Here is a 13,692-nt window from a genome sequence, read left to right on the forward strand (position 1 = left end):
TAGCACACGGATGGACGTCTGACAAAGCGACCGCGAGTGGCTCGATGACATATCCGATGAGAGACAAGCGTTGTGCCGCACGCCAGCCCGTAAGGTCTCCACGCGACCCGGCGAGGTCATTTTGGGGCGTAAAGCCCGTCGCGTCGCACTTCGCCCACCTCCGAATTGTTCGTGTTGAATCCGACAGCGATTTGCGCAAGCAACTCGGTCTATCGCTCGGCGCAAGCGCACGAAACTGGCGTCAGACATCCCTGCGTCCCGTGCCGCAACCGCGACGTCGTTGGTGACGTCTGCCAACAGAATTGACAGCAGGTCAACGACTTTGCGCTCAATGTGAGTGACTGCAAACTTTCGGTCGTGCAACTGTGATTTGAGAGCCGGCGTATCCATCGCCAATGAAGCGACATCGTTTAAACGTTGGCGTCGGTGCAGCTGTGCATGCGCACGCGCCGGCAGAACGGGAGCCACGCTCGCCTGTCGCCGGCCGTCGAATTCTTCTAGCTTGCTTGCGGCCTGCTATCCACGTCGCATCGATTCGTAGATTTTGCGGGAGGGGCTTCCATAGGGTACGGCTGTCTGCTTTAATGGCGCCGTTGGGTGCTTGCACCTGACCCTATAACCAACGAAACCAAGTATCATCTCCCTAACCTGCGCCCCTTGCTGGTCCGGGATTACAAAGTCATTGCCCGCCACGGTGGGCGCACGCCCGTTATGGACACCATAGCCGGACGATGGGGCCGTCTTGCGCCTAGCTGGTGAACCGTAATGTCTTCGTACCGTATCCTGCATTCAGAGCCAGCGCCGTCGCGCGATAGCTACCTCGCGGAAGTGCCCGCCGCGCGTGGCGAAACCGCGCCGACCCGTCAACTGGTCCATTTAGCGCTTGACGCCATCCGTCTGCTGGTTGTCATCGTTTATGGCCATCTGCGATTGTCCGAACGCTCGCTGACCGATGCCTATGCGATTGTGCTCGGAGCGTTGAACCTCGGACGGGTCCATCACGTGCTGCCGCGGCTGCCTGAACTGCTCGATGCGCCCGACCGCTTGACCCGCTTCATCGCTCTGGAGCATCTGTGGGTCGTGCTGCTGCCGCCCGGCACACCGCTCGCACCTAACGTTTCGAATCGCTGCGCGCGCTGGCGCACACGCTTACGGCTTATTTGAAGCTGGACCTAGCGGAAACGCTCGAGCTGATGGCAAGGGTGGTGTGTGGCTCTTCTTTCACAGCACTGCAGACACACCCCTGTATGCCCGGCAGTGCATTATCTGGGCACGGCGAGGGCCGCCAGCCGCGGATAATTTTTGACATGTGCGTGAGCCGCAGTGAACTCCGATGACTGCTGAAGGTGGCGCGCGAAAAAGACCGCTTGCGCGCCGCAATCCGTGCGCTTGTCGAGGCAAGATGTCTCGCGCTGGCGTCGGCGCACACCCGCAAGAACGGACATGATGTGGGCGAATTCGATTGCGTCTATCACGGGTGCGACCTTTTGGGCCAGCTATGGCGGCTTACGCCCGAAGAACATGCTGCACGCTGGAGTGCGGGGAGTGGTGATGGGCATCTTGACGCCTATTTTTTCAGTTACGAAAACGATGATGGGCTTGTCACGTGGCTCGCGCGCTATCGACACCATTGGCCGCATTGGGGCGGCGCCTTCACTGTCAGTTACTGTCTACCGGAGCGCATTGGGCGAGCCGGTGCCGACCTGTATCCACCCGAGCGCTGATTTGCGTTGCTACGAATCGCGTAACGGCAACGAGTCGAATAACTGAAGTTTTATATCAAGCCGCTCAAAGAGGCGAACGTCGAACGGGGAGGTGTTTAACTGGAAACAGGCCAGCCAGTAGCAAGAATTTCAACCCAACTAACCACTGCAGGAAAAAACGATGAATACATTTTCGCCAGATTTCAATAGGGGCTACGCTGATGGCGAGACGAATCAGCGCAGTGTTGCGGACCAACCCAGCGCGGAAGAAATGAGCGGTCATTCGCCTGAATATCGCCTTGGCTTCGTGACGGGTTGGGTCTCGGCGTTCGCGGCTGGCGACCCGTTTGCGAAGGGCTCGGTCGCGGGCGACATGGGCCGCGACTATGACGTTCCCGCATATAAGCTCATCAAGGAACTCGGGCTTACGTCACCGGAGCACATCAAAATGGTGATGGACGACTACGAGTACGACGGCGAATAATTAACGCGCAAGGTGGCGTCAGCAACACGCGCCCCTTGCGCCCACCGCCTCCAATTCGCCGCCGCATCCGCGCTGTCCACCCTCATTGCTTCCAAAACCAATTGTCCCGTCGGCTTCCTCCAGGCGTTATATTTGGCGACAATGGGGGCGCGACCCTTCTGGAAACGACCGCGATGAGCATCGTCACCGACCTGCGTATCAAGAAGCTCGACCACCTGCCTGCCGGGTCGGGCCCGGCCCCATCGGAAAAGACGAGGTGGCGTACGCGTTTGCGCCGCGGCCAGATGCGACACGCCGTGGATACGCGCCGCCGCGTGCCCTCCCGCAATATCTCAGGCGACTGCATGTCCGCGCTTATGGAGATACAGATGAACATGCGTCTGGGCGAGATAGCAGGCAAGGATGTGACGGCCCTCAAGTCGCGCATAGCGATGCTGGTTCTGCGGGAGCGGATGCTCTACTGGAAACGCGATGAGCGTCGCGAGGTCGCCAGCAAACGCCGCCCGAGCATCAGGAAAAAAATCAATCGTGCCCAGCATACGCGTGAGCTCTTCCGGTTGAAGGAAGAAAACAATGAGAGGTGGGCGGAGCTGCACGCGCAAGGCTACGCATGAGTTAGCGCGGCAGACACACGGCGATAGTTGGAATTCTCACGACTTTTGAGAACTCCGCAGTGCGGCTCGACAGCCAACAGGGCGTCAGCTCCCAGGAAGCCTGATGCTGGGCGCCACGGATGTGGTCGTCGTGTACTCGTAACGGGTACACCGTGGCTGATGGAGCGACATTCAGCTAAGTGCGGAAGGTGTTGCGTCCGATGCGCTTTCCCGGCAGAGTGTCCAGCAATTTTCGACGATAGGACATCGTGACTCCGGTATGTCGAACATCAATCAAAAGCTAGTGGACATATTGAACCCCAACACCGGGGTTGGCATTGGTCGCAAGGAAGAGCAGGTTGACCTCTACGAACTCCTCGCCAGCGAGCGGCGTGCAGACAGAACCATTTTGTATGCGAGCGCCTTCGGCCCTTTGGGGTCCGTCTTCGTTCACTCGGTACTGGTACCAAAATCGTCTATCAAGCTTCGCGACAAGGCTGGTTTCACGAATTGGCAAGGTAATCCGTATGACGGCCCAAGTTGCGGCTCGGTCTATGGCGGCGGCGAAGGGGCTCGCGTCGAGTATGACAAGGGTGCTCTGGGCACGCGCGGGATGCTTGCTATGGCCAGACAGCTAATTTTTGCCAGGTCGTTCGACGTTCTTCACGGCGGCGACACCTATTATGAGCTCGCGCAGGAATTGACTCATGCGCATGGTCTTCACTGGGTGGATGAGCGCAGCGCCTGGTGCAAGCTTGACGAGCGAGGCGACGTGGAAGACGTCGCGCGAGTAGAAATCTCGGAAGGGTCAACGGCCAGTCTGAAAACGACCGTTGTTGCAATTTCCAGGAAGGTACTAGACCTTCATATGGCAGCCACGGACACTTGCACGCTGCAGATGTTTGACTCTGACGTACACCCAGCGGAATTCCACGGGTTCGACGGCGGAGTCGAGAAGCAGTTTGTCGATGCACAAAACGGCCTCGTGATGAAGTATCGACTGGATAGCAATCGAGCCAGCTACTTCCGTGGTGGCCAAATTCTCCCCCCGCCGATGAATGCACGTGAATTCGGTGAGGCAATATTCGCGAAGAGCCGGGAAGCCAAGCAGTATGCAACTTTCATCACGCAGGACTTCAAGAATCACCGGGTCGGCGAGGTCAGCTGCGGCCCTGCTGCACTTGCATCATATTTCGATAAGGATTTGACGCTACCGTTCCAGACTTCTCCGGTGTTCTTTCGGCCGGAGGTGCTGGACAAGTACAAGGCCGACCCGGACAAGTACCGACTGGAATCTCGTTCGATAACATGCCGCAACGCGTGGCATCTGAGGACGTATGACTTCAACGATGCTGGGCAGGTGCATACGATGATAGGTTACCTGGGCGACCTTCCATACGATGAGCAGCTATATTGGAAGTCGTTCAACGAAAAGCCAAAAGCGCCAATTTCGAAGCGTTCGCTCAAGACTGACTTTCAGGGGACGTTCGATGATGAGCGAGACCCTCTCGACCAACTCAAGGAAACACTGCGAATGCTGTCCGAATCGAAACCCGATTGGTTTTCCTTTCGCGAATCAAAGCTTCTCGACCAGTTGCATTATCCGCTCACGTCTTCCATCAAGGGCTGGAACGAGGTAATCGTAACACTTGCTAAGTGCGTAACCGAAGGCCTAGAGAAGCGGTTTCTTGAAAAGGCGGCTCGGCGCCGCGGCAGTGTCGGCGACCCAAAATGGGGGCCGATAAAGTGGGCAGCGGAACTGCTTAAGCAGCTTGAGGTAGATGATGACCGGCTCGCAGAGATATGTTCCCCTCTTTTTGAAGTACAACGCTTGCGTAGCAAGCTCGGTGGCACGCACGCGAGCGGCGACGAAGCGAACGCAATCCGCAAGCAACTCATCAAGACATACGGAACGCCCCTTGGACACATTAAGGCACTGGCAGCACAACTGTCGCAATCGCTTGCCGCGCTGGACGAGCTATTCGCATCGGTTAGTACCTGACAGTGCCGCTCGATTTTGGGTGCATCAATCTGTTTCACTTCGCAAGATAGGTCGTAACGATGATTGCGCGCCGGCATTCGTATCGAATCTGCTGAATAGGGAAGGTACAAAGACAAATGGATTCGCCGAGAATTTTCGTTGTTGGCCCGCGTGAGTCATTGGCAGGTCCACTTCCATCAGGGAGCTTCCGGCTGAGCCATAATCGTTGGGACGATTTTGGTTACAAAACCACGTACAGTCTGTCCCACGTGAATGCAAGTGGCAACTTCGAAACAATCGGCAATGTGAAGGTGCTGCGTCGAGGTCAACAGCCAAGCGAGAAGCAGTTGCTAGACCGGCCGTTTAATTCCTTGCCGGACGACTTTGTTTCTCTTGGCCAGTCGTTGGACTACTATCAGCGGTTGGCTGATATGCCAGAGAGTGACCGAGATTTCATCCTCGGGGCTCTCCGAGACGTCATCCAGGATAGCTCAGGGTTGGCCGGTCTGGAGTCCGAGGAGGGTTGGAATAAGTCGGTGTTGCGGGACATTGACCTGAACTCGAATTTCCTTTCGATGGCGTCCATTGTTCTCTCGCAGAACTACAGCGCACTCCCGAGTATTGATGCGAGCTTCCAGTTTTCTATGCCCGGCTGGAATGTTCCGATGGAGTTCTCTTTTGATGCGCCGCCGGTTGACGATGTAAGAGAATATGAGGAGAAAATTACTCAAGGCTTCGCCGAGCTACCTCGGCGCGTCTCAGTGATAATCGGCCGCAACGGTTCCGGTAAGAGCACACTGCTGTCCCGGCTCGCACGAATTGCACATGCGTCGAGACGAGACCGGCGCCGGTCCAGGATGACCAATTTGGGGACGTTGACGCCGGATGGCCTCGGTTTTTCGCGAGTGGTCACGGTCTCATACAGCGCGTTCGATAATTTTCAGATTCCGGGCATGACCTCGCGAGAGCGTCGCACGATTGCACAAGAAATCGCTAAAGGCACAGGGCGTTTCGTGTTCTGTGGACTCCGGGACATCGCGTCGGAACTCGACGCAGAGCTTGGCAGCGAGCCGGAGGCTGGAACAATCAAGACGGCGCTTGGCGACCGGCAGGAAGTCACCGTTCTAAAATCGGCCAACACGCTAGCCACCGAGTTCTCCCGAATTATTGCTCGCATCCGTGACCTGAATCGGCTTTCGCTGCTTAACAGTGCGCTGCGGCCGGTGTTAGAGGACCCTTCGTTCAACGATGTGCGTGACACGTTGGTACAGAAAATCCTGAGCCCGGATTGTGAGAAGGCTTTCATTGATTGGAGTACGGGGCACAAGATAGTTATACATGCCGTATGTAATCTCGTTGCCTACGTTGAAAAGCAAGCGTTGGTTCTCTTTGACGAACCCGAGACTCACCTCCATCCACCTCTGCTCGCTGCCCTGATGCATTCTTTGCGTTGTGTCTTATCCGCTCAAGAGGCATACGCAGTAGTAGCGACTCATTCGCCCGTCGTGCTGCAGGAAACGATGGCTGCGCACGTTCACGTCATCTCCCGTGAAGGAGCGCAAACAGTGTTACGGCGGCCGGTCGGCGAGACATTTGGCAAGAATATTGGACTTCTCACGTCGAACGTTTTCAACTTGACCTCACAGGTCACGGACTTCAACGACACCTTGCGCAAGTTGGCGCTGCAAACCAAAGACCTTGCGGCGATTGAAGCGCTTTTCGCGGAAGGGGGCATCAGCGTCCAGGCTCGCGCGTATGTAATGGCAGTTCTGGCTCAGCAAGGCTAACGAAGATGTGGAAGCTTCCTTTGCCAGATAATGCTGGTGCGATGGCAGAGCTCGTCACCGCGCTGAGTCCGGTGGGTGCTGTGGCTGTGCCGCTATCGGACGAAGAAAGGGCCGAATTCGTTGCCCTCTACGAGGCGTACGACCGACGCTTGGGGAATCCTTCAGCGGAGTTGCAACCGGAAGGCATCTCTCGCGAGTTGGCACAGGCAGTCCACGATGGGTACGACTCCACGCAAAAGGGCGGGCGCCTCAAGCGTTTGAGGGAGCGGCTGCAAGCGAGTGTTCCACGATGCCCGTTTTGCGGCTTCGCGGCGGTTACGGCTCTTGACCATCATCTTCCTCGCTCTGACTATAAAGCTCTGGCGGTGTACTGCCGTAACCTCATTCCTGCTTGTGGAGTTTGCAACCAAAAGAAGGGGAAAGGAGTCGGGGGTGATGGTGACCACGAGCGGTTTCTGAACGCATACTTCTACGAAATTCCGGATGAGCGCTTTTTCAGAGCGGAGTGTTCTCTCGAAGACGGCGCTCTCGTTTGTAGCTTTGAGGTCGTTCAAACACCTAGACTCGCGCAGGACGTCTTTGAGCGTTTGACGTACCAGTTCGAGAAACTTGAGCTGAATCGCCGATTGCAGCCTGAAGTGACCGACCTTCTCTTAACGGTTAAGCCTTCACTCCAGATGATGGCTGAGGCGGGTATCGGCGGGGCGGACGCGGTTGCGACGTACTTACGTTTCACGGCTTCATCGCATCAGGGCAGTCATGGACTCAACCATTGGAAAACTGCAGTGTTCCATGGACTCGCGGAGTGTCCTGACTTTTGCGAAAATGGTCATCGGATAGGCCAGCCTCAGTTAGGCGCATAGCCTGTCGATTAGGCCACCAGGAAATCAATGACGACCGTTGACGCTTCGCATCTTTCGGTGATTCCGTATATCGACATGAAGAGTGTCGACGGCCGCTTCCTGAGTTCGAGTTTGTTTTTTGATGAGGGACGATGGCGATTATGGACGCCGGTGGGAACCGGCTTTATCGAGCTCAAAATCGTTGAGCCACTGGAGATGCTGTATTTCGCGCGGTCCCCTGCCTCAGAACGAGACCTGCGCTTTCATTTTCTCGACTTCGTTGCGCAACGCGCGGCGTTCCCCGAGGTCCTGCTAGGGTTCTCGGGGATAAGCGACGACCTGTTGAATCTTACAGCCGTACTCTCGAAAGTCCAGTTGTTGCATTCATCGAGAGAGGCGGTTGGAGACGGCATCAAGCGAATGATAACGACGGAGATTGAATATCTTTTCTCGGTTTGTCGAAGCGTATTTGACCTCCTGCAGGAAATAATCTCGCGTCTGTGGGCAAGCATCAAGTTGACTGATGCCAGCATCAACAAGAAGCCTTTGAAATCCAGCTTCAATGACATGGTCACGTTCAGAGGCGAACCCGCGACGCTAGAGACGCTGCAAAGTCGTTTCGGACTCCCAGTTCCGCTCGCGAACGTCTATCTGCGTTTCGCGGAGTTTTTCGCCGACCTGCGCTCGATTCGAGACAATCTTATGCATCATGGGTCGGCCGTTCAGACCGTGTTCGCCGATGACGGCGATTTCCTTGTGTCCAAGCATCTTCGGCCGTTTTCTACGATGCAAATATGGCGGGAAGACGAACGGAGGCCCAACGACCTGCTGCCGCTTTCACCCGCTCTTGGCATGGTCGTGTACAGGACGCTCTCAGCGTGCGAGGCTTTTAGCCTGGCGTTAGAAGCTACGTTCGTTTTCCCGCCACCGCTGGTCCCGGAAATGGGGTTGTTCCTAAGGTGCCCGCTCGCCGAGCGGTTCTCTGCTGCAATGCGGGATTGTGCTGAGCGACTTGAGGAGGTTGCCTCCGCGGTCGAGCCTGCTGCCTCGCAGTAGGACCTTCACCATAGTCAAGCGTGCCCGCTCCCCAGTCAGACTGTCTGCGTGCGGGCCGTACAACGCTCTTCGCCCGGTCGGGATGCGATATCGCGGCTTAAGTCGCCATGCATTTCGCATTGTTTTTGTTTTTCGAGTCTGCGGGGTATGAAGATGGGTTGCGAATACACTGACTTTCATCGCGAGGAGCTTTACGAGCAAGTGTGGACCGAGCCGGTTACCAAGGTGGCGAAACGCTATGCGATTTCCGACGTTGGACTTCGGAAAATATGCCTGGACCTTGAAGTGCCGCTCCCACCGGTCGGCTACTGGGCAAAACTGGCTGCAGGCCGGCCCGTGAAGAGGCCGCCCCTTGGCACGACGAAGCGACCAACCGTTAGACGACGAGTTCGATGCCCGATATTGTGAAAGTCTTGCGGAAGACTTACCGCATCGCCCCGCAATACCAAACGTTCCCCCTGCGGATATCCCTGGAGGACTGTTTGCCGCTTGCGAAGCGAATCGCGAAGAAGCTTGATGGCAAGCGGCGCGATGCTCAGGAATGGCGCCGGTGTGACGGCGCGGGCCTGATGTGGGTCGAAGCATCAAACGCCAACAGCCTACGCGCGGTGCTGCTCCTCAATCTTGTGCTCGAATCGGTGATGGCCGCAGGCTACGCTATTTCTGCCAATGCTAAAGGCGCCACTCGAGCGTTCGTTTCCGTGCTGGACCTCAAATTGTCGTTCAAAATTCGCGAAAGAAACCGGCGTGAACCTATCCCGCTGACGCGCGAACAGCGACAGAAGAATGAACAGGTCGGATTCAACTTCTACACCCAGCAGTACGAATATCATCCAACCGGCGAGTTCGATATCGCGGTGACCGAACCCAACAGCAGCTATGAACTGGCGAAAATTGGCGACAGTCGGACCGCGTCCGTTGAAACCAAAGTCGTGGCATTCATAGTCCGGCTTCGTGAGCTTGCGATACGCCGACGGGTGAAAGCGGAAATTGACGCTAAACGTCACCTCATCGCCGAAGCCAAGGCCGTGGAGGAGCGACGCCATGCAGAAATACGAAGGAAGGCACTCGAACGTCTCAGGCAGGTTGAAGACTGGGCGACCCAACTTGAGCGGGCCAACCGCCTGAGAAGTCTTGCTGACAAGCTCGAAACGGAAAAGTTGGCTTCAAATGACGGGGTGATTAATGCGGAATGGGTTCGGCATGCAGCAGACTGGGTAGACCCGACGGTACTGCGCCGTTGGGATGAAGTAGATGGGCCTTGCCACGAGGAGCCCATGTAACGCTAGCCCCGTACCGTAGCTCATTCATCCCGATTTGTAGCCATGGTGTTATATACGGCCGGTTGATTGCTCACCTTGTTGGTGTGCGGCTTCCGCTTTCGTCGAGTCCAAGCAGCCATGTTTTGCGGTCTGGTCACCCCCTCCGTTCCCAAAGCCAGTCGCCGGTGTCGCTCGCGCGGGCGGCCGTCATGTTCACAATATGGGGCGCAGGCGGCAAAACGCGTCAATCGAACGCTCTTTGAAGCTCGGTTTTGCTGCGTGTGTTAAATTTTCGAGGTTTTAGGCTGCCACTAAAGCGCCATTCAAAAATGAGAAACAATTACTGAGGGAATCGTGGCAAACGAAATCCGGGGGCTCGTCGTTCACAAATTTGAGAAGTTGACGCACGAGAAGGGCACGATTGTGCCCAGAGGTAGTGCGGTTGAGATAACTGAGGCCGTGCAACGCCTTGTGGACGCTCTTCATTCCCTTTATGGTGACAAGTCTGGCAAGGGATATGGAAGGTTCGAGGACGACGAAGACACCTACCCGATGCAGCGTCGCGTCCGCGCTTATTTCACAGATAGAGCGGACGACTTTTACGCCTTCTCGCTTGCTGCGATGAATATCCTGAAAGGGAAGGCGGACGATGCTCCTCTGACTACGGGCGGGTACGTTCTTATTGCCCACATCTTCAATGGCGCGAGAGACTTTTTGCTGTTTGCCATTGTCACGGATACGGTAGGAAGCGCCATCACCGACACACTGGACATTGAAGACCGAGCACACGTCGACCTCAACAAGTTCCGCCTCGCCGGTCGTATCGACCTCACGGGCTGGGATTCGAAGGAAGAGCGCTATATCGGTTTCCTGAAAGGTGGCAAGGCCGACGACGTCTCTGGGTACTTCCGCCACTTCCTCGGGTGCGACTCTGCGGTGCTGCCCCGACAGGAGACGAGGAAGCTTGTGGGGGCATTGCAAGCATTCGCCGCCAAGCACTTGGCTGACGACGGGGAACGCGATGCCTGGCTTCAGAAAGTAGTCGATATATGCGAAGACCTGGCCAGGAAAGAAGAACCCTTTATCATCGAGAAGTTCAGCAACGAGATGTGGCCGCAGGAACCGGAGCTCGTTCGTAGTGCGCTTGCGGACGCGGACTTGCAGCTTTCGGACGGTTTCGTTCCTGACAAGAGTGCATTGAAGCCACTCGTGAAGTTCAAAGCCTCAACCAAGTTGTGGAAGCTCGAGTTCGACCGGAAAGCAATCAGCTCAGGCGACGTCAACTACAACAAGGAACTAGGCACGCTAACTTTGAAGAATCTGCCGGAAACACTTAAGAAGGAACTGGACGCCGAAGATGAGTGACGCAAAGTTCGAAACTTTGTTGACGCTCTATCGTGCCGCTGACTTCGGACAGGGGCGCGGGGCAACGCTCGCCGTAAGCAATGATTCAATACGTGAGGCGTTGACGACCTGTCTGTCTGACGTCCGCGAATACGCTGTCGGCCTCGACGCCGACAGCGATGAATTTGCTATCGGGGCGACGGTCAAGGTTGCATTCGAAGACCCCCGAACGGGACTTGGTGTCCTCGCTTGCAACCTATCCGAAATCCTTCAACCAACCAGATATCGATTGAAGGAGCCGAAGGATTACTTTCTCATCGATAGCAAGTTTGCGAAGAACGATGGAGAAATTCCTGGCGATGTGCAGAAATATCGTCAGGTGCTTCGACTGATTGAACTGCTCAAGCAATCTGCGGCATTCCTAGACAGCGACGAAGGTGTACTGGTTTTTGTCCATGGCGGCAAATTCGAACTGCCCATCGAGTACAGAGTCGAAAACATGCGCGCACTCGATGAAGCGGCAATCGAGAGATTGCTGTCCTTTGTCGGCGACGACGCACACGTTGAAAAGAAGCTTGGCATCCTCGAAGGTGCCACGAGAGCGCTCCTCGAAAACTGGCCGAAGGAGCAGCGTTTCACGCACCTTCTTTCGAATCTCCCGCAGCTTGCAGAGAGAGCGAGCGACGGCTACAAGCTGTTTATCGCGGACTTCTCCTATGACAAGGTTCGCGACGCGACAGAGGCAGCAAAGGTCGAATACGCAGGGAAGATACACAAGGCATTTTCGGACATTCAAACCCAGATACTGGGTATCCCGGTAGCAACCATTGTCGTCGCAAGTCAGATGAAGGATGCGAAGGACATTGGCTATGAGTTTTGGGTTAATACAGCCGTCCTCGTAGGTTGCTGGGTGTTTGCGATTCTTGTCACGTTTGTGCTTTGGAACCAGACCCACACGCTTGCTGTGCTCGACGCAGAGATAGAGCGACAGAAAGAGCTGATTAAAAAGCAATACAAAGACATAGCGAGCCAGTTCGTTGGAGTATTCAAGTTCCTCCGCAGGCGCCTTTGTCTGCAACGGTGGGCCTTAAGAGCCGTCGGATTTGTCTTGTTCGTGGGCCTGATTCTGGCGCATGTGATTTATTTCAAGTTGACAGTGCCTGCGCAAGCCTGGCTGCCCAACGGGACGCACACGGCCACTTCGAACGTTACTGATAAGCCACCGGTATCTGCGGTTCCAGCTAGGGGCTCTAGTGCAGCGAGCGCGCAAGAGGGCGCTCATTCGCAGGCAGCACAGCAGCGAAGCACGTCATTGCCATCTGGCGCCTCGGGAGCGAAGTAATACGATTGAATGGTCGCCGGTCGCCGGGTCGCGGCGGCCGGTACCTTGCCAAGACCCGCGACGAGCAAACGACAACTCGTCGTTCGTGTCTGCGTCTCTTGATGCGTCCTCGTTTAAGCGTCGCGAAGTTGTGTTCATAGAAGCTGTTACAACGGACCGGGGAGTTCCAAGGTGGATTATGTTCCGCGCCTAGAAGTGCACTATTACCTGCAAGACGAGTTGCATTCCATGGACGCGATGGTCCGCAATCGCTGCGAAGCAGAATTTCTTGCAGCCGTGTCGCATATCACGCAGGCTTTGGGCGTTGAATTGCGCTTTGAGGCGACCATCCCCGAAGAAGGTGGATTTCGGGATATTTGGCGAGTCGTGGCCAGTAAGGCCAGCAACCCCGCGGTCGCTACCATACTCATCCAGCTACTTACCCTGGCTGTCACTCAAGCAGTGAATATCTGGATTGCAGCGCCGAAGCCAAATCCTGAACTTGAGAAGCAACAGCTTGAAATCAACAAACTGACCATCGACCATTGGAAACTTGAGAATCGGCGTTCGGAGCTTGAAGTCCAGAAACTCGAGCGGGAAAGCAGCCGAACGTCGAAGTCATCGGAGGGGGCAGTCTCAAATGGCGCTACTGTAACGGTTGCTCCCGTAGCTCCTTCGTTGACCGTTCGTGAGCTAGTACCGTCCCCAATCGGTAACTCGACCACCGCTGATTCGTCGAATGCAGTGCGCAAGCCGCTTCAGCTTCAAATGGACTCAAAGGTGGTTACGCGGCGTTCCAACTTCTACAAACAACTTCTTACGTACGAGAAAGTGACTGCCGTCGGCTTTCTACCGGTCCTGGTTGACCGACCGGTTCCGGATGAAGCAATCATCGAGCGCTCCCAGTTCAATACGTTCATCATGCAGACGAACGCGCTTGAACCCGAGGTCCGCGAGGCGATAATTGAGATAGTCTCCCCGGTAATCAGCGAAGGAAATATGAAGTGGAAGGGACGCAGCAATGGCGAGGTCATCTCGTTCGCCATGAGCGACCGTACGTTCAAGCAGCAGGTCTTTCGAACTGAAGTGAGCTTTCAACATGGAGATAGCATCCTGTGCGTGCTCGAAACCGACCGCAAACTTGATGAAGTTGGGAATGAGACAGTCACAGGCTATCGGGTAACGACTGTACTCGACAAGATTGACGGAAGTGGCACAGTGCATGAGACCGCTCAAGGGCGACGGAAGCGTTTCGCAGATAAACAGCCGAAGAACGACTACCCTGACCTGTTTGGACCCGAAAGCGTGTAACGTGCGGC

At 55.8% G+C, this 13,692-nt stretch carries 12 protein-coding genes; all 12 read left to right on the forward strand.

The features are described from left to right. Positions 1 to 765: 765 nt before the first annotated feature. The gene (locus PQR02_RS37705; protein WP_408242930.1) at positions 766 to 1,164 is read left to right on the forward strand and encodes a hypothetical protein; all 399 of its coding nucleotides are present in this window, start codon (positions 766 to 768) and stop codon (positions 1,162 to 1,164) included. Positions 1,165 to 1,346: 182 nt separating this feature from the next. Then, positions 1,347 to 1,724 carry a hypothetical protein gene (locus PQR02_RS37710; protein WP_408242931.1) on the forward strand — a complete coding sequence of 126 codons (378 nt, stop codon included), beginning with the start codon at positions 1,347 to 1,349 and terminating at the stop codon, positions 1,722 to 1,724. Positions 1,725 to 1,884: 160 nt separating this feature from the next. Beyond that, complete coding sequence (locus tag PQR02_RS37715) at positions 1,885 to 2,187, forward strand: hypothetical protein (RefSeq protein WP_408242932.1); 303 nt, start codon at positions 1,885 to 1,887, stop codon at positions 2,185 to 2,187. A gap of 173 nt (positions 2,188 to 2,360) precedes the next feature. Beyond that, complete coding sequence (locus PQR02_RS37720; protein WP_408242933.1) at positions 2,361 to 2,801, forward strand: hypothetical protein; 441 nt, start codon at positions 2,361 to 2,363, stop codon at positions 2,799 to 2,801. Positions 2,802 to 3,060: 259 nt separating this feature from the next. Then, positions 3,061 to 4,782: a hypothetical protein gene (locus PQR02_RS37725; protein WP_408242934.1), complete on the forward strand. Its 1,722-nt coding sequence runs from the start codon at positions 3,061 to 3,063 to the stop codon at positions 4,780 to 4,782. Between the two features lie 116 nt (positions 4,783 to 4,898). After that, positions 4,899 to 6,548: an AAA family ATPase gene (locus PQR02_RS37730; RefSeq protein WP_408242935.1), complete on the forward strand. Its 1,650-nt coding sequence runs from the start codon at positions 4,899 to 4,901 to the stop codon at positions 6,546 to 6,548. A gap of 5 nt (positions 6,549 to 6,553) precedes the next feature. Beyond that, a complete protein-coding gene (locus tag PQR02_RS37735) occupies positions 6,554 to 7,411 on the forward strand; it encodes an HNH endonuclease signature motif containing protein (protein ID WP_408242936.1) in 858 nt (285 codons plus the stop codon). Between the two features lie 27 nt (positions 7,412 to 7,438). Further along, positions 7,439 to 8,446: a LolA-like protein gene (locus PQR02_RS37740; RefSeq protein WP_408242937.1), complete on the forward strand. Its 1,008-nt coding sequence runs from the start codon at positions 7,439 to 7,441 to the stop codon at positions 8,444 to 8,446. A 392-nt stretch (positions 8,447 to 8,838) separates the two neighbouring features. After that, positions 8,839 to 9,729, forward strand: a complete 891-nt coding sequence (locus tag PQR02_RS37745) for a hypothetical protein (RefSeq protein ID WP_408242938.1) — start codon at positions 8,839 to 8,841, stop codon at positions 9,727 to 9,729. Between the two features lie 333 nt (positions 9,730 to 10,062). Next, positions 10,063 to 11,073, forward strand: coding sequence for a nucleoid-associated protein (locus PQR02_RS37750; protein ID WP_408242939.1), 1,011 nt, complete (start codon positions 10,063 to 10,065; stop codon positions 11,071 to 11,073). Continuing rightward, positions 11,066 to 12,394, forward strand: a complete 1,329-nt coding sequence (locus tag PQR02_RS37755) for a hypothetical protein (RefSeq protein ID WP_408242940.1) — start codon at positions 11,066 to 11,068, stop codon at positions 12,392 to 12,394. Before PQR02_RS37750 ends, PQR02_RS37755 begins: the two co-directional genes overlap by 8 nt. Positions 12,395 to 12,565: 171 nt before the next feature. Then, positions 12,566 to 13,684, forward strand: a complete 1,119-nt coding sequence (locus tag PQR02_RS37760; RefSeq protein WP_408242941.1) for a hypothetical protein — start codon at positions 12,566 to 12,568, stop codon at positions 13,682 to 13,684. Positions 13,685 to 13,692: the final 8 nt, after the last annotated feature.

This window comes from Paraburkholderia sediminicola, from assembly GCF_046026895.1.
Lineage (GTDB): Bacteria > Pseudomonadota > Gammaproteobacteria > Burkholderiales > Burkholderiaceae > Paraburkholderia > Paraburkholderia sediminicola_C.